The following is a 17,713-nucleotide window of genomic DNA, read 5'->3' as shown; positions in this document are numbered from 1 at the left end:
AATAATTTTATTTGATTCTTTTCCATAATTTCTTTTAGCACTCAGCTAAAACAAATGTATTATGGCTCTTCATTTTCTTTCCAATACTAATCTTACACATTAGCCATACAAATCTTTCAGAGTTTTAAAAACCTTTGTTTTGAGAGATTAAAGTCCATGATTCTAAAAAAAGCTAAAAGATTTAAGAGGTAGATATGCATGATTTGAAGGGGTTAATATCTTTCTAATTGATATAGCTTGCAGTATTAATTCTTTTAAGTGTACAACACATTTAATAAACCAATTTAAATCAATTATGAACATGAGAAATTCACTCACCCTATCCTATCTTTTACTGTTTAATTTATTTGTTGGTGCTGCATGTAGTAAGACAGCTAAGCAACAAATAGTTGAAGAATTGCCAGCTAATGGTAACACCAACTACTATGTAGATGCCCTTAACGGCGATGATAAAAACAATGGTCGGTCTAAAAACAGTCCTTGGAAAACATTATACAATGTTAATATAAGAACCTACAAGCCCGGAGATTCTATTTTACTTAAAAGCGGTTCTGTTTGGGAAAGCAGACTTGTTCTAAAAGGGTCTGGAGTTGAAAACGCTCCTGTTGTTTTATCTTCCTATGGAGAAGGTGCAAAGCCTCATATCATGGGAAATGGAAAAGTAAACCAAGTAATATTATTAGATAATGTTGATTATTGGAAAATAAACAATCTTGAAATAAGTAATAAAACCAACGTTATTGGAAATAGAACAGGTATTTTAATACAAGCCTTACAACCAGGAGAGAAAAAGCATTTCCATATCACTAATAATTACATACATGATATTATGGGGGATTATTCTTTTGAAATGAAAGGTAAAAACACCGGAGGTATAGGTATTATTGGTGGCCCTGATACTAAAATAGACAATATCTTAATTGAAAATAATGAAATAGGTAATATTAACCGAGTTGGTATTTTCACGAATTTAACTGATGCAAAAAAAGCTACTCGAGGTAATAGACCCATCACGAATTTGATTATCAGGAATAATAAAATTCATCATTGTGCTGGTGATGGTGTTATTGTACGTTATGCTTATCGTCCGGTTATATCACACAACATAGCTTATGAAAACCACAATGCTCCGGAAAACTTGGTAGACCATGGCGTTGCTTTATGGTGTAGAAGTACTGATGAAGCTTTATTTGAATACAATGAGGTTTATAATACCAGAGGCAGTATGGATGGGCAAGCTTTTGATGCTGATTTAGATAGTTATAGAACCATCGTTCAGTACAATTATAGTTATAACAATGAAGGTGGTTTCATGTTGATTTATGGCTCATCTAGCGAAGCTATTGTAAGATATAACATCAGTGTAAATGATGGAAAAAAAGGTAACCACATTTTTGATTTTCCTGTTTGGACAAATCCTAGAGGTTCTGGTATATTCCATAATAACACCATTATACTTGCAGAAGGTAGCAGCCCTGTAATTGCTGATGAAGCCTTAGAAAGTGCCAGATTTTACAATAATATTTTTCACAATGCTGGGAACGGTAAACTAGTGGTAAAATCTGGAGGCAGAACAGCACTTTTTAATAATAATGCGTATTGGGGATATCATATAACTGATTTAACAGAGGCTAATCCTATAATCAACAACCCTTTAATTATTGCCCCACTTACCATAAATGCAGGTATCAATAACACTAGTAATTTTAAGTTAGATGGAAACAGTCCGTTGCTAAACAAAGGTATCCGAGTAAAGAATATAGAGCAACAAAATTATTGGCTACCAGATGAAGGTCTAAAAGATTTTGCTGGCAAAACCATCGTGAATTATAATTTCATGGGTGCTTTTGCAGATTAATTTTCTATCATTCTGGAAGTATAATCTTTAGGATTTACGCCAAATTGCTCTTTAAAACATTTCCTAAAATAATCGAGGTTGCTGAAACCTGTATGGTAGGCAACCTCGTTTACATTAAACTTCTTTTGTGCCAGCATTTGGGCAGCAATATTTAACCTTACGCTCCTAATAAATTCATTAGTATTTTGGTTAGTAAGCGCTTTTAACTTACGATAAAGAGTAGTTTTACTCATACCAACTACTTTGCTTAACTCTTCTACACTAAGCGTAGGTTCGGCAATATTCTCTTCAATAAATTTAATAGCCTTTTCTAAAAACTTTTCATCAGGTGAGGTAATAGCCAATTGTGACGGTTGCATATCTACCTTTTTGATATATCTCTCTTTAAGCTTTATTCTAGATTCTAGTAAATTCCATATCCTCATTTCTAAGTATTTCAAATTAAAAGGTTTGGTGATATAATCATCAGCACCAGTTTCAAGACCTTCTATTTTGTATAGAAGTGGTTCTCTGGCAGTAAGTAAAATCACCGGGATATGGCTTGTTCTCACATCAGATTTCAACTTCACACAAAGTTCTGTCCCAATCATGTTTGGCATCATCACATCACTTATAATAATATCAGGGATGAGTTGTGTAGCAAGTATCCAACCTTTTTCACCGTCTTCCGCTTTATAAACATTAAAATCATCGTTAAAATGATTACTCATAAAGTTCATCACTTCTTCGTTATCTTCTATCAACAGTAAAATCAGCTTTTCTTTACTCGTTGCTTTTAAAACTATTTCTCTTCGTTCTTTAATTTTATTTTTGATGACTGTATTTTCCTCAAACTCATAGGCATTAATATCTTCGCTATTATTATAATCTTTAACAATATCCTCATCATTAAAGTGATCTTTACCTAAAGGAAGTTGTATTTTAAATTGTGTTAAACCGCATTCATCTAAGAAAGCAGCTTTACTTTCAACCTCTATCCTTCCGTGATGAAGTTCTACCAATTCTTTAGAGAAAGATAAGCCTAAACCTGTTCCTTCTTGATTTTTCCCTTGTGTATTGAAATATTGAAATTGATTAAAAATTTTATGGATATTATCAGCAGATATACCTATTCCATTATCCTCAACAACAACAACAAGTTTATTTTCATCTTTTAAAGACTCATCATCTATAATAACATGAACATAACCGCCTTTATTGGTAAACTTTAACGCATTAGAAATCAAGTTGAAAATGATTTTCTCCATTTTATCTTTATCAAACCAAAGTTTAATGCTGTTTTTGTTTGTAATAAGCTTTAAGGTAATATCCTTACTAAGTGCATAAGATTGAAAAGCTGCTATAACTTCATTCAGAAACTTAACTATATTACCTTCAGATACTTGCAAATTCATACTTCCAGCATCAAATTTTCTATAATCAAGAATCTGGTTGGTTATTCGCATCAGCCTTTCGCCATTACGTTGTATAATTTGTAGCTGATTTTGAACTTTATTGTCTAAGCTATCAGAAGAAAGCATTTTCTCTATAGGTGATAAAATTAAAGTTAAAGGCGTTTTAATTTCATGAGAGATATGTGTAAAAAAAGATAACTTTCTTTGGGCCAGCTCCTGATCTTTTTCGTGACTCATTTGCTCAAAATCAAGTTCGTTTTTAAGCCTAATAGTTTTGTAAGAGAAATAATAAAAAGAGTATAATAAGCTTGAAAAAACTGTAAGATAAATTAAATATGCCCACCATGTTTTATACCATGGAGGCAATATCTTAATTTTTATTGTTGCTGGTTTTACATTCCAAACATCATCATTGTTAGAAGCTATAACCATAAAGGTATAAGTACCTGCATTTAAATTAGTAAAACTTACTGTACGCTGGTTACCTATTTCTTGCCAATCATCATTAGAAAAACCTTCTAACCTATATTTATATTTATTTTTACTGGGGTTTACAAAATTTAAAGCAGCAAATTTTATGGTGATGTTTGATTGCTCGAAGGGTAAGGTTATTTCTCTTAATACGTTAATATGTTCTTTTATGGGAGCACCTTCATCTTTAATATTTATAGGTTTATTATCAATATAAAAATCCGTAAAGGCAATATGAGGAATATGTTTATTTTGAATCAATTTTTCGGGATTAAAAATTGTTAATCCATCAATACCACCAAAAATAAGTTCGCCCTGTCGTGTTTTTGCCGTAGAACCAGACAGGAATTGATTACTCTGTAAGCCATCTGTAATGGTATAATGTTTTATAGATTCGATCTTAGGAATACGCTGCTTGCTAAAGCTAATCACGTTAATTCCTTTATTACTACTTATCCAAAGTCTGCCTTGTTTATCTTCATTTATTGCTCTAATTACATTATTAGCTAAGCCATCTTTTTCTGTAAACGAGCCAAATTTTTTATTTGAGCTATCAAAAACATTCAACCCTCCTCCTCTGGTTGCAATCCATAAACGGCCTTTACTATCTATAAATAAACTGGTGATATTGTTGTTATTTAATCCTTGTATTTGTTGAGGCTGACTTACATACCTGCTAAACTTTCCACTTGCTTTATCATAATAATTAACACCTTGTAAAGTACCTATCCATAAATTACCTTTCCTATCTTTTATAATAGAACTAATATGATTTCCGCTAATACTATTAACGTTAGAAATGTTATTCACAAAAACCTTTAAACCCTTAACAGGATGATAATATAATAGGCCACCGCCGTTTGTACCTAACCATACCCCACCATTATCAGCCAAAACACTGTAAACCTGACTTCTTCCTGAAACTTTTTCAGGATTTATACTAATCGGATTAAAACTTTTGGATGTAGTATTAAAGTAATATAAGCCATCAAAAGCACCTACCCAAAGGTTACCTTTTTCATCTTTTGATAAAGATTTTATCAAGTTTTCTGATAATTCTAAGCTATTTCTTTTAAGACTAAAAACGCTAAATTCTTCTTTTGATTTATTCAGATAATTAATTCCTCCGCCTTCTGTCCCAATCCATAAACCATCATTTTCTTCGGTTAATATAGCACTAACTACCGGGTTATTTAAGCCGCGAGTATTCCCTAATTGCTCACCAATCTTTAAGAAATTAGTGCTTGAAGGATTGTAAACATTTACACCTCCAGCAAAAGTTCCTATCCATATACTACCCGCTTTATCCCGCATAATCTTTAATACAGAACGATGAGATAAACTCTCTGGATTATATTTATTGTGGGTATAGGTATAAAATTGTTGTGTATCTAAATAAAAAATACAAAGTCCTTTTCTGGTAGCTATCCAAACTTTATAATCATCATAAAAGAAAATATCTCTCACCACATTTATAGGTAAGCTTTTACTATCAGCAGGGTTGTGGGAGTAGTTTCTACAAATTTTTGTGGTTATATCATAAACAAATAAACCAGCTTGTTCTGAACCTAGCCAAATATTCCCTTTCTTATCTTGCTTAATAACCCTTATATCTCCAGGAAAACTTTTTAGTTTCTCTTGAAGAGAAGAAGGTATAGCTACCACACTTTGCTTCTTGCTATGATAACATAGAAGCGTTTGTTTTAAGCTTATCCAAAGTATACCATCTTGATCTCTCAATAAAGTTTGTATCTTATATTTATCTGTTTTTTGGGTTATCAGGTTATTTTCTAATTGCTTAGTTTTTAAGTTTAATAATTTTAATCCATCAAAAGTTGCTAACCACAATTTGTTATTTTCAGCTTCTACAATTGCGGTTATATAATTTATCAGTTGTAAATTTTTACTATTTGAAGATGGAATACTAATATTTTCAAAATCTTCTGTATCACGATTATAAATAGATAAACCACCAGCAGAACCTATAATTAAACGATGATTTTTATCTTCTAAAATAACGTTTACTTGGTTATTAATTAAACTTTTACGATCTGCCGGATCATTCTTAAAAACTTTAAATTCATACCCATCAAATCTATTTAATCCATCTTCTGTACCTATCCAAATAAAGCCACTAGCATCTTGATAAACACTAAAAACAGTATTCTGAGATAAACCTTCGTTAATAGTTAAATGCTTAAAAATAGGTTCTTCATGCTGAGCATATAAAGAAATAGAATATAGGAAATTAAATAAAATTAAGCAGTACAACATCTTAAATAAAGCATTGCAAGACTGTAGTTTTTTCAAGAGAGTTACACTAAAATGATAAGACATCAAAAATTCAATTTTAGATATTTTTATTCTTAAGACGTTTGAGGGTTAAGCCTAAAATTGGTTAATTAGCTTAATTTAAATATTTAAATTAGAATAGGAAACAAAAGCAATATCTTTTTATTATGATAAATCTTATTTTTAATAAGGAGATAAATTTAAAACCTCACAAAAATTGTATTGATTTTAAATGAGTAATGCCCGGGCAATAGCCGAGCATTAAACACCAATTAACTATAATAAACCATTAACCTTCATTCTCTTTAGCTGTTTTATTAGGCTCTTTCATGATATTGTAGGGTTCGTCCATTGCCTGTACTTGTATCTTTATCGTAGTAGCTAAGCCTTTGATAGCTTCTGCTGGTGCTTGTATCACTAAACCTTTTTCAGTTTGTGACCATTTTATTTTTTCATCTGAACCAATAAAAGAAACATTTCTTACACGCTCTATTTTAGGTAATTGGTCTTTAGCAAATGATTTTAAAATAACTTCTTGCCCTGCGCCTAACTCGCCCAATAAAGTAGCATAAATAACACCTGTTTTTGTCGTATATCTTACATCTTTAGCAGAGTACTTTACTTTCAAAAACGCTTCTCTATTCTCGAAATGACCTTCTGGCTCTTTGGTAGGTCCTTCGCCATAGGTATACCAAGGTCTGGTATTATAAATAGCTTCTCCGTTAGTTTTTAACCACTTACCAACGCCCAATAAAACTTCTCTTTGGTTTTCTGGAATATCACCTGAAGGGGTTGGCGCTATATTTAATAGCAATACACCGTTTTTGCTTACCACATCAATTAGGATATGAAGAATATCTGATAAACTTTTGATTTGTAAGTTTGTAGTATAACTCCAATCTTTTATACCAATGGTTTCATCAGTCATCCAAGTTTTAGCTTCTAACCTATTTTTTCTCGACTTTTCTAAATCATCAACACTCATTTCTAGCGGTAAATCTCTTTGCTTTCTCACAATAACCACTTCCTGGTTTTTCTTTTTAGCGTGATTTAAATAATAAGCAGCCATTTTTAAACGGTAAGCTTCTGGTATCATGTGCAACCATCCATCAAACCATAAAATATCTGGATTATACTTATCTACTACTTCTTTAATTTTACCAAACCATTGGTTTTCTAACCATTCTTTTTCTGGGATATTGCCATAAAGTAATCTCAATTTAGGGTCTGTAGATGTAGTTGGCATACCTTTAAAAAATGGAAAATGGCTCTCCCAAAATTTTTCATAGTTTTTCTTGTTACTAAACTCTTCATTGGGCTTATCTACATAGCGTTGCAATTGCCTTTCATGATGAAAAGTGGTAATAAATTTCATATCCAGTTTTCTGATGGCCTTCTCCAATTCTCCTGTAATATCCTTTTTAGGCCCCATATCTTTGGCGTTCCAGGGTGTTAATTTACTATCCCACATAGCAAAGCCATCATGGTGTTCTGCCACCGGCCCAGCAAACTGTGCTCCGGCATCTTTAAATAGCTGTGCCCATTCTTGAGCATTAAAATTTTCGGCCTTAAAAAGCGGAACTAAATCATGATAACCAAACTTAGCCGGGTCTCCATATTTTTCTTTATGGAAATTATATTCTGCCATTCCTGGGATAAACATATTCCGCGGATACCAAGTACTAAAACCAGGAACCGAATAAACTCCCCAATGGAAATAAATACCAAATTTTGCATCGTTAAACCACTCTGGCGCTTCTTGATGTTTATTTATTGACTCCCAGTTTTCTACATAAGGTTTTACCTTTTGCGCATAAACTCCAGTAGTTAAAATTACAGAGGTAATGAATACAGAAATACCCTTTCTTAAGGATATAGAATATTTACTTATCAACATTTTTGTAAAGAATGATTTATATTAGGTTAATCCAAAACTACAAATAGCACATTTATTTAAGCACTACTATTCTTTTAAATAAACCATGTAAATCTTTCATCATTTAATTTTAACACTAAATCTTAAATATTTACTTTAGCATTTAAACCAATCCAATCACAAAAATTGAAAATATTTAAAAACTTAACAGCATTAGTTTTAATTGCTATTGTTGCCGGTATTTTAACAGGCTTATTTTTTCCTGAATTTGCCGATACCGCTCGCATTTTAAGCGAAACATTCATCAATATGATAAAGATGGTGATAGCACCTATTATTTTCTTTACCATTGTTTTAGGTATTGCAAGCATGGGCGATATGAAAAAAGTTGGTCGTGTTGGTGGTAAGGCATTACTTTATTTTGAGGTTGTTACCACATTTGCCCTTTTCTTCGGACTTTTTATTGTGAATTTGGTTAAACCCGGAGATGGTTTTGCCTTTAATGGTACAGCTAATGAAAAGGTAAACCAATATGTTGAAACTGCCGAAGGTATTAAATGGCTAGAGTTTTTTACCCATATAGTACCCTCTAATGTTATTAATGCTTTTGCCGAGGGCGATATTTTACAAGTACTTTTCTTTTCCATTTTGTTTGGTTTGGCTTTAACACAGATGGGTACAAGTGGGCAAAGTTTACTATTAACTTTTGATAGGCTTTCTAAGGTATTTTTCAATATCATGAAATTTATCATGAAACTTGCTCCGGTTGGTGCTTTTGGTGGCATGGCTTATACCATTGGAACTTATGGTTTAGATGCATTAATACCTTTGGGAAAACTGATGGTATCTGTTTATGCTACTATGGCCTTGTTTATTTTCATAGCGCTTAACCTGATTTGCTACTTCTATAAATTTAGTTTGTGGCAATATTTGAAGTTCATCAGACAAGAAATTCTCATCGTTTTAGGTACTTCTTCATCAGAATCTGTTTTGCCAAATATGTTAGATAAAATGGAACGTTTTGGCTGTTCTAAATCTGTAGTAGGTTTGGTTATCCCTACGGGTTATTCTTTTAATTTAGATGGAACAACCATTTACTTGGTGATGTGTACGGTTTTCTTGGCTCAAGTATTTGGTGTTGATTTAAGTTTTACGCAGCAACTTACCATCATCGGAATTTTAATGATTACCAGTAAAGGTGCTGCCGGAGTTACAGGAAGTGGCTTTATCGTCTTAGCTTCTACTTTAACAGCTTTAAAAGTTATCCCAACAGAAGGTTTAGCTATTCTTCTTGGTGTTGATAGGTTCATGAGCGAGGCAAGATCCATCACCAACTTAATTGGTAATGGCGTGGCTGCTATTGTGGTTGCTAAAAGTGAAAAAGAATTTGATGAAGAAAAAAATAAACTGGCTTTAGCCGAGCAGAATTAATCATTTAATTATTGATACTTCCAGGATGATACTGATAAACTACCTGGAAGTTTTGATGCTGAAACTCGGGAGCTATTTGACCAATTTTTAAGTCTTTTTTCTGCGGAGTAGGCTCGCAAACGCTATATTTTTCTCCTTTATATTCTATGGCTTCCCCAATAGGTTTATCAAATTTTACAGCCATGGTTATATGCGAAGGATACAATAAGGCTATCATAGGTAAATTATAAATCTCTTTTACCAGATAAAAAAACAAGGCTACCCTATCATCGCAATCGCTATATTCTTGAAACAAGGTTTGCTCTGGCGATAAACGTTTTTCTTTACCAAAATTTTGCTCATCGTTTTCGTATAAAAAAGCATTTCTGGTGAATCTCATCAAATAATCAACACCTTTCTTTTGGCTCATTCCTTTTAAATTATGCTTTAAATATGGAATTAAAGAACTATAGGTTTCTCTGCTTAAAGGGATATTAAAATAAGATTCAAAAGTAACACCCGGATAGTTCTTAAAAATAGCCTGAATATCGGCGTTAAGCTTTATTTTAAAATGATATGCTTTTTGTCTGTAATTAAAAGCCAATTGTTTTTCACGATAATCTTCTGGCTTAAAATCTGGTATTTGCGTTACCTTATAAGAAAAGGCTTTAGTAGCTTCGGGTACATTTAATTTTACAGGGATGATTTTATCTTTTGCATAATCAGCATATTTATAATCATGAAAATTTAAACACATCATTTGCTTACCACCCTCTAAATAATAAGGTATATCAGCTATGTCTTCATCACTCCAAACATAAAATAACAATTGGCTGGGGCCAATGGCTAATTTAGTATCATAACCAGATTTTGCCAGTAAAAACCATTTATACAGCGTATAACGTTCGTAATTATCTTCTTTTGGACTTATTTGTTGCGCTGTTTTCCTAATTAATTGATAATAAAACCAATCGTTCAACTGCTTTTTTTCTTTGTATTGTGTTAAAGTTTGGATAATAGGTTGATAATTACCTTTGTTTAAACGATTGTAAAACTGAATAATAGATGCTGAAGAGAGTCCATCGTCAAAAGGAATATCTACAGATGCATCTGTTGAGAAATTAAAGGTTTCATCATAAAACTGAAAGGCAAAATTTTGTGCTTTTACCTCTTGTTGTAAAAGAGATAAAAACATCAAAAAGAAGACAGAAATGCAATTTCTTGTAAAGCCTTTCATGACGTGTTAATAATTTGGTTATTCTAAATTTACACAAAATTAACATCAAATTCATGTCATGGGTTTATAATTTTACAACAAAAAAATAAGGCTTCGTTAATAACGAAGCCTTAAATCCCAAACTTATTTTATGATGTTTTTATAATTCCAATTTACCTTCTATGCTGTCATCCATTGTTTTACCAGTTACCAAAGACAGTGCCATTTTTGCAAAAGCCACTACCTGTCCGTTTTTGGTATCCCAATAATAAGATTGTGTAGGCACAACTTTAATAAGACTGATATTTGGGTCATCAACACCTTCCTGAAACCAAACCTTATGTAAAGGTTTCCATAACTCTTCAATTTTAGCTTTATCTAAAATAATTTCTGATATACCATAAACATTTAAAAAGCCAGCATGCTGATGCTCTTGAAAGAAAAGGTGTGTAAAAGGATCTGTTTGTAATTCTTGATTTCTTTGGCTGTCTTTAGCGCTCATGAACCAAAGATTGCCTTCTTCGTCTACTTTTAACAACTCCATAGGCGATGCAGTTAAAGGTAAACCTGTTTTGATACTGGTACAAAAGAAGCAGGTTTTTGCACCTTCTGCCAATTCGGTAAGTTTAGCAATAGCCTCTTTACCAGATAAAGATTGGTTATGGTTGTTTTCTGATGTTTGTTGGTTTTCCATAGTCTTTGTTTTTTTATTGAAGAAATACAAAGACTGTTCCACAGAAATTAAACCCAGCTAATATCCTTTTTAAGTAAGTTTAAAGTTTCTTCTTCTTTACTACCTGCTGGCGCTTTATAATCGTACACCCAAGCTGCCATTGGGGGCATACTCATCAGGATAGATTCTATACGTCCATCAGTTTCTAAACCGAATTTTGTACCAGAGTCGTATACTAAATTAAACTCGGCGTACCTGCTTCTGCGTTGGTATTGCCATTGCTTTTCTTCCAAGGTAAAGTGTTTATCTCTGTTTTGATTAGCTAAATGAGCATAAACCTTAGCAAAAGAACGACCCACGGCTTTAGAAAAATCAAAAATATCTGTCCAGCTATTTCCTGTACTTTCAGGTGTTAACCTATCATAAAAAATACCGCCAATACCTCTGGTTTCTTGTCGATGCTTGATAAAGAAATAATCATCAGCCCATTTTTTGAATTTTGGATAAAACTCAGGATTAGTATCATCACAAACATTTTTCATCGTTTGATGAAAAAATTTAGCATCCTCAGGAATAACATAATGCGGAGTAACATCTATACCGCCACCAAACCAACGGATGGGTTCTTGGCCGTCACTTTCCATTTCAAAATACCTAATATTCATGTGGATAATAGGCACCCAAGGATTATGCGGATGCAAAACTATAGAAACTCCTGTAGCAAAAAACTCTTCTTTATCGGTTTTAAAGGCTTTTTTAATAGCATCAGGAAGTTTGCCATGTACAGCAGAAAAATTAACACCACCTTTTTCTATCAAAGCACCGTTTTGTAGAACCCTGCTTCTACCACCGCCACCGCCGTTTCGCTCCCAGTTCTCCTCTTCAAACAAAGCAACACCATCTAATGCTTCTAAGGCATCGGTTATTTCTTGTTGAATATTCTTGTACTCTTCGGCAATGTGTTCTTTTTTTAGCATCAGCTTAGTGTTAACCTTAATTTATTCCTATATGCAGCAAGTAATTTGGTTTTAGAAATTACGCCTATAAAAACTTCTTTATCAAAAACAGGAAGATAAACCATATCAGTTTTATCAAAATAATCAACCATTTCTGAGATATTATCTTCTATGTTTAGTTTAACAGATGTTTTACTAACAAGCTCCTCAACAGTTAGCTTATTTTGCAAATCGGTATCTAATAAAACCTTTTTAACTTTATCAAACCATATAAAGCCTGCAAATTTCTGATGTTTATCCTTACAAATAATCAATTGATGGTCAGAATTTTTAAATACAGCTAATAAATCTATCAATTTACTATCTGTAGAAATTTCATCATATTCTGTTTCTAATATCTCATGAATTTTTATCAAACCCAGGATATTCTCATCGTAATTTTCGGTAAATATTTTCTTATCCTCTATTAAGTCTTTAACATCCATAGAATGAGGCTCAAAAACCTTAGCAATAACGTAAGCAGAGGTAGCAACTAACATCAAAGGAATCATTAACTCATAACCACCCGTAATTTCAGCTATCAAAAATATCCCTGTTAAAGGGGCATACATTACGCCACTTAATACACCACACATCCCTACTAAGGTAAAATTATTTACTGGTAAGGTATGGATACCCATTTTATTAAACAGTGAAGCAAAAAAGAAGCCCATAAAGGCACCAGTAAATAAAGAAGGAGCAAAATTACCTCCGCTACCACCGCTTGCTAAGGTAAAACTGGTTGCCAAAACCTTTGTAAGAAAAATTAATCCCGTAAAAAGGATTATCATCCAGCTGTTTTCTGTAGGGATGTTAAAAAAAGTACCCTGTAGCAAACCTTCTGGATTATTTGAAGCCAAGAATTTTACAGCTCCATAACCTTCCCCGAATAATGGCGGAAAAATAAAACATAATAAAGCAATGATTAAGCCTCCTAAAATAGCTTTATTGTAAGGACTCCATTTTAGTTGATGATGAAAAAAGTATTCTATTTTTCTAGATACCCGAGAATAATAAACAGCCACCAAACCACTAAATACACCTAACAGGATGTAATACGGTACATTACTATGGTCAAACTCTTTTAAGCTCCTAAATTCGAAAAGGATATCATCATTTAAAATGATTTTAGAGATTAAAGCACCAGAAACGGCAGAGATAATTAGGGGGATAAAATCAGAGAAAACTACACCAACTAAAATTACTTCTATAGCAAACATTAAACCTGTAATTGGGGCATTAAAAACTGCCGCTATACCTGCAGCTGCGCCGCAGGCCAATAATAAAATGCGCTCGCGGTAAGTTAATCTATACGTTCTGGCATAATTAGATCCTATAGCAGCACCAGTAACTGCAATTGGCCCTTCTAAGCCTGATGAACCACCAAAACCAACGGTTATAGCGCTTGTAATAACTTGGCTGTACATCTTAAACTTAGGTATAACGCCAGACCTTTGCGCTATATCTAACAGAATATTGGCTACACCTCTCCCATCTTTTCCTTTCAAAAATTTACGTATTACCCAAACGGTAATCAATATACCTGTTAAGGGCAAAAAAAGATTAAGATATGGATAATGAAATACTTTTAGCTGGCTATTAATTAATACATGTATATAATGAACCATAGACTTTAAAAGTATAGCTGCGGTTCCGGCAGATAAGCCAACCAATACGCCAGATAAAATCAAAAACTGATTTCTGGTAAGACGATGGTGAATTAATCTGATAATAAATTTATGCTGGTTCCAAAACTTCATACTATTCTTCTACATAATCTAAATCTTTGCCATAGGTTTCCTCGAGGTTATAAACTGCAATAAATGCAATAATTAGAGTTATAACTCCCACAATTAAACCCGAGTTGATAATACCTACCTGATTCTTCAAATACTCGAAACTAAATGTTACTAAAACTAAAGAACCTCTTATAAAATTAGGAACTGTTGTGGTTACTGTTGCTCTTAAATTTGTACCAAATTGTTCGGCAGCAATGGTTACAAAGATAACCCAAAACCCAGTAGAAATACCTAAAAGAAAGCAAATAAGATGATACGTTGAAGCATTAATACCTTTAGAGAACAGATATATCAAGATACTGGCTAAAGTTGCTATCAAAAATACAAATACTACTTTTTTACGCGTTTTAAAATACTGACTTAAAACACCACTCAATATATCTCCTGCCGATATACCTAAATAGGTGAATATAATCCCTTTTCCGGCACTTAAGGGTTCCGTAGCACCCATCGCAATACCAAATTCTGGTGCAAATGTTACCAATATACCCACTACAAACCATGTTGGTAAAGCAATTAAAGTACAATTGATATATTTTTTGAAACGAGGCCAACTGGTAAATAACATTAAAAAATTGCCTTTACTTACATTTTTATGTTGAATTTTGTTATAAATATTTGATTCCATCACGCCTAAGCGTAATACCAATAGTAAAAGCCCCATACCACCACCAATAAGATATGCTGTTTGCCAAGTAAATTTATCACCAACCAAGCCAGCAGCAACCGCCCCTAGCAAACCTATAGCCGCAACCAGCATGGTACCATATCCTCTTTTTTCTTTACTCATGCTTTCCGCAACCAAGGTTATGCCTGCACCTAATTCTCCTGCTAAACCAATACCAGCAACAAATCTAATAAAGGCATAAGTAGGCACATCAGTAACAAAGGCATTGGCAATATTTGCTAAAGAATACATCAAAATAGAGCCAAATAGAACTTGTAATCTGCCTTTTTTATCGCCCCAAATACCCCACAAAATTCCACCTAGCAACATGCCTATCATTTGGGCATTAATTAAGGTAACGCCTACAGAAAGTAGGTCTTCTTGAGCAACACCTATAGATTTTAAACTCGCCACCCTAATCACAGAAAATAATACCAAATCATAAATATCAACAAAATAGCCTAGTGCGGCTACAGTGATTAATAAGGTTACGTTTTTATTATTCGAAGGATTCATAAAAAGCTGAAAGTGAGCGGCAAAAATAAGATTTACATCTTATTATAAAAGTAAATAAGAGCTTTAAAAAGAATTCATTCTTATTTTGTTTAACAAAAACATAAAAGACCTAAACATTTTTATCCCTTTTTAGTTATTAGGATGATGGAAAACTTCATACATTATAATCCTACCAAAATCCTTTTCGGAAAAGATGTTGTGGATGATATTTGTCAGGAAATTTCGCCTTATGGTAAAAAAGCACTCATCATCATAGGAAAAGGTTCTGTTAAGCAAAACGGTGTTTATGCTCGTGTGGTTTCTTTGATGAATATTTGTGGGTTAGAGCATTATACCTACGAGGGAATACAATCTAATCCAACTTTTCAAGATGCTGATGCTGCTGTAAAACTAGCTAAAGAGAAACAAGTAGATATGATTATTGCTTTAGGCGGTGGATCTGTGATAGATACTGCAAAAGCCGTAGCTGCAGGTTTTTATGTTGAGCACTCTGTCTGGGATTTTTATTTAAGAAAAGTCCCAACACCAACGAAAGCCTTGCCTATCATATCTATACTAACGCTAGCAGCAACAGGTTCAGAGATGAATAATGCAAGCGTTTTACAGGATAGTGAAAATGGTATTAAAACGGCTATTCTTAACGATTTGCTTTATCCTAAAGTATCATTTTTAGATCCAGCATTAACCACCTCTGTACCGCTTCATTATACAGCTTATGGTGTTGTTGATTTAATAGCACATGCTTTAGAGCAGTTTTTCGGAAAAGGAAATGCTCCTTTAACAGACCATTATACCGCTGATATTATCAAGCTAGCCATAAGCTATGGTCGTAAAGTGATGCAACAACCACAAGATTATGATACTAGAGCACAAATTATGTGGTTGGCTACCAATGCTTTAAACGGAACACTTAGAGCAGGCAAAAGCCCGGGCGACTGGGGCGTACACAATATAGAACATACCCTAAGTGTGCTTTATGATATTCCACATGGTGCTGGTTTATCTATAGTTTATCCTGCTTGGCTAAAAATTCAACTACCAAAAATTAAAGATAAACTTGCCTTTTTAGCTAAACATATTTTTGAGTTTACTTCTATTGATGATGAAGTACTAGGTTTAGATTTTATTACAGCTTTAGAAGCTTTCTTTAAAGAAATAAATTCGCCAGTTAGCTTAACAGAAGTGGGTATAAATATTCAAGAAAAGCAAAACATCTTAAATAACCTAGCTCAAAACAAGGTAAGCGGAATGGTTTACGCCCTAACATCAAAAGACCATCAAGATATTGTAGATGAAATGTTCTAAGTTTTGATTGTTGTTGCATGAAAAAGCCGCTTCGATTATCTCGAAGCGGCTTTTTAGATTTTAGCTCTCTAAGAATTATATAGATTTAATAATATCTCTTAATCCTAATGATTTGATGATAGCTCTATATCTGTTGATATCTTTTTTGAAAAGATATGCTAATAAAGCTCTTCTCTTACCAACCAGTTTTTGAAGTGCTAACTGGGTAGAGTAATCTTTTTTGTTTTTCTTTAAGTGACCAGTTAAATGCGCAATTCTGTAAGTGAATAACGCAATTTGACCTTCAGCAGAACCAGTGTTGGTTTCTACTTCACCGTGTTGTTTGAAGATTTCTTTCTTCTTCTCTGTACTTAAATACATTACCTGAATAATATTAAAGCGTAAAAAATTTAATTAATTGCCTGCAAATGTAAGGCTAAAAAATTAAATATCAAATCATTATTCTGCATAATTGTTAATGTCTAATTCCCAACTGTAATCAGCATAATCTATTTGAGGTTTTTTATCCTGTGGGATGAGCTTAAAATCTTTTAATATCTTTAAAACACCTTTCTTACCACCAAAATCGCCTCTAAACCAACTCATCAATGGACTTACCATAACTTTATTTTCAGAAGATTGATACTTGACTACCTCAGTTAGATAAGACTTTGTTGCCTCTTGTAACTGCTTTTCTAATGCTTCAGCCTTATAAATTCTTACTGGCGGACAACTTTTTGCGCCACAATTTAATGCAAAATGTATACGATAATCTCTTTCTGAAACCCTTAACTTACGCTCTGTTTTAGGAGGAAATACCTTACGAATATAACCTAAACCAAACTTAAATTGCGATTTCCTGATGATGCCATTTTCGATATCATCAAAACTAAAATCATGTTCTGCAATTCTAATTTGTTTAGTTGTAAAAAAGCTAGCCCTGTCTATAAACTTGTTTGGCTGCTCTTTTAAAATAGCTATGATATAAGCATTATAAATATTTATCCAAAAAGCCATACGTTGGTTATCGTTAACTAAACTTTTGGTTAAATCTTCCATTTTTATGCTAGCCAATTTTTCCTGAATATCTTTTACAGATTTACCTTCTTTAAGTTTCATCAGCATTTCTTCTGAAAGCTTATTATAAGAAGTGCTTGTAACTTTATTTTGTAAATAATTGGCTTTTTTTACTCCACAAGAAGCTAATCCTAAAGTAAAAACAAGAGCAAATATGATATGAGCAACAATATTCATCTTAAATG

The 17,713-nt window shown here is 32.9% G+C and carries 12 protein-coding genes; 3 read left to right on the top strand and 9 right to left on the bottom strand.

What is annotated here, in order from left to right:
* Nucleotides 1-301 precede the first annotated feature (301 nt).
* Nucleotides 302-1,858: a right-handed parallel beta-helix repeat-containing protein gene (locus H510_RS0106530; RefSeq protein ID WP_026903587.1), complete on the top strand. Its 1,557-nt coding sequence runs from the start codon at nt 302-304 to the stop codon at nt 1,856-1,858.
* On the opposite strand, the gene H510_RS0106525 is transcribed toward H510_RS0106530, so the two are convergent.
* Nucleotides 1,855-6,033 (bottom strand): hybrid sensor histidine kinase/response regulator transcription factor, encoded by a 4,179-nt coding sequence (locus tag H510_RS0106525; protein WP_162143061.1) that lies wholly within the window; start codon nt 6,031-6,033, stop codon nt 1,855-1,857. The two genes, H510_RS0106530 and H510_RS0106525, sit on opposite strands and share 4 nt — an antisense overlap.
* A 271-nt stretch (nt 6,034-6,304) precedes the next feature.
* Complete coding sequence (locus H510_RS18395) at nt 6,305-7,912, bottom strand: alpha-L-fucosidase (RefSeq protein ID WP_081659213.1); 1,608 nt, start codon at nt 7,910-7,912, stop codon at nt 6,305-6,307.
* Nucleotides 7,913-8,077: 165 nt separating this feature from the next.
* On the opposite strand from H510_RS18395, the gene dctA reads away from it, so the two are divergent.
* The gene (dctA, locus tag H510_RS0106515) at nt 8,078-9,322 is read left to right on the top strand and encodes a C4-dicarboxylate transporter DctA (protein WP_026903585.1); all 1,245 of its coding nucleotides are present in this window, start codon (nt 8,078-8,080) and stop codon (nt 9,320-9,322) included.
* 4 nt (nt 9,323-9,326) lie between these two features.
* Here the strand turns inward: dctA and H510_RS0106510 are convergent, their stop codons facing one another.
* From H510_RS0106510 to H510_RS0106490, 5 genes are all read right to left on the bottom strand, one after another.
* On the bottom strand, nt 9,327-10,538 hold the full coding sequence (locus H510_RS0106510) for a hypothetical protein (protein WP_245584798.1): 1,212 nt from the start codon (nt 10,536-10,538) through the stop codon (nt 9,327-9,329).
* A gap of 139 nt (nt 10,539-10,677) precedes the next feature.
* On the bottom strand, nt 10,678-11,211 hold the full coding sequence (locus H510_RS0106505; protein WP_026903583.1) for a pyridoxamine 5'-phosphate oxidase family protein: 534 nt from the start codon (nt 11,209-11,211) through the stop codon (nt 10,678-10,680).
* 47 nt (nt 11,212-11,258) lie between these two features.
* A complete protein-coding gene (gene hemF / locus H510_RS0106500; protein ID WP_026903582.1) occupies nt 11,259-12,167 on the bottom strand; it encodes an oxygen-dependent coproporphyrinogen oxidase in 909 nt (302 codons plus the stop codon).
* On the bottom strand, nt 12,167-13,945 hold the full coding sequence (locus H510_RS0106495) for a chloride channel protein (RefSeq protein ID WP_026903581.1): 1,779 nt from the start codon (nt 13,943-13,945) through the stop codon (nt 12,167-12,169). Before H510_RS0106495 ends, hemF begins: the two co-directional genes overlap by 1 nt.
* Nucleotide 13,946: 1 nt before the next feature.
* The gene (locus H510_RS0106490; RefSeq protein WP_026903580.1) at nt 13,947-15,167 is read right to left on the bottom strand and encodes an MFS transporter; all 1,221 of its coding nucleotides are present in this window, start codon (nt 15,165-15,167) and stop codon (nt 13,947-13,949) included.
* 141 nt (nt 15,168-15,308) lie between these two features.
* Between H510_RS0106490 and H510_RS18390 the strand changes: the two genes are divergently transcribed.
* On the top strand, nt 15,309-16,472 hold the full coding sequence (locus H510_RS18390) for an iron-containing alcohol dehydrogenase (RefSeq protein WP_081659212.1): 1,164 nt from the start codon (nt 15,309-15,311) through the stop codon (nt 16,470-16,472).
* Between the two features lie 75 nt (nt 16,473-16,547).
* Here H510_RS18390 and rpsO read toward each other — a convergent pair whose 3' ends face one another.
* Nucleotides 16,548-16,832, bottom strand: a complete 285-nt coding sequence (rpsO, locus tag H510_RS0106480; RefSeq protein ID WP_026903579.1) for a 30S ribosomal protein S15 — start codon at nt 16,830-16,832, stop codon at nt 16,548-16,550.
* Nucleotides 16,833-16,910: 78 nt separating this feature from the next.
* Nucleotides 16,911-17,705 carry a DUF547 domain-containing protein gene (locus tag H510_RS0106475; RefSeq protein ID WP_026903578.1) on the bottom strand — a complete coding sequence of 265 codons (795 nt, stop codon included), beginning with the start codon at nt 17,703-17,705 and terminating at the stop codon, nt 16,911-16,913.
* Nucleotides 17,706-17,713: the final 8 nt, after the last annotated feature.

The organism is Pedobacter glucosidilyticus DSM 23534 (genome assembly GCF_000425145.1).
Classification (GTDB): Bacteria; Bacteroidota; Bacteroidia; order Sphingobacteriales; family Sphingobacteriaceae; genus Pseudopedobacter; species Pseudopedobacter glucosidilyticus.
Note: the sequence above shows the minus strand (reverse complement) of the source record. Positions and strands in the feature narration are given on the sequence as shown.

Coding starts and splice junctions, on each gene's coding strand:
- H510_RS18390 (WP_081659212.1), top strand. CDS start 15,309: ATGATGGAAAACTTCATACATTATAATCCTACCAAAATCCTTTTCGGA.
- H510_RS0106530 (WP_026903587.1), top strand. CDS start 302: ATGAGAAATTCACTCACCCTATCCTATCTTTTACTGTTTAATTTATTT.
- H510_RS0106505 (WP_026903583.1), bottom strand. CDS start 11,211: ATGGAAAACCAACAAACATCAGAAAACAACCATAACCAATCTTTATCT.
- H510_RS0106490 (WP_026903580.1), bottom strand. CDS start 15,167: ATGAATCCTTCGAATAATAAAAACGTAACCTTATTAATCACTGTAGCC.
- H510_RS0106495 (WP_026903581.1), bottom strand. CDS start 13,945: ATGAAGTTTTGGAACCAGCATAAATTTATTATCAGATTAATTCACCAT.
- rpsO (WP_026903579.1), bottom strand. CDS start 16,832: ATGTATTTAAGTACAGAGAAGAAGAAAGAAATCTTCAAACAACACGGT.
- hemF (WP_026903582.1), bottom strand. CDS start 12,167: ATGCTAAAAAAAGAACACATTGCCGAAGAGTACAAGAATATTCAACAA.
- H510_RS18395 (WP_081659213.1), bottom strand. CDS start 7,912: ATGTTGATAAGTAAATATTCTATATCCTTAAGAAAGGGTATTTCTGTA.
- H510_RS0106475 (WP_026903578.1), bottom strand. CDS start 17,705: ATGAATATTGTTGCTCATATCATATTTGCTCTTGTTTTTACTTTAGGA.
- H510_RS0106510 (WP_245584798.1), bottom strand. CDS start 10,538: ATGAAAGGCTTTACAAGAAATTGCATTTCTGTCTTCTTTTTGATGTTT.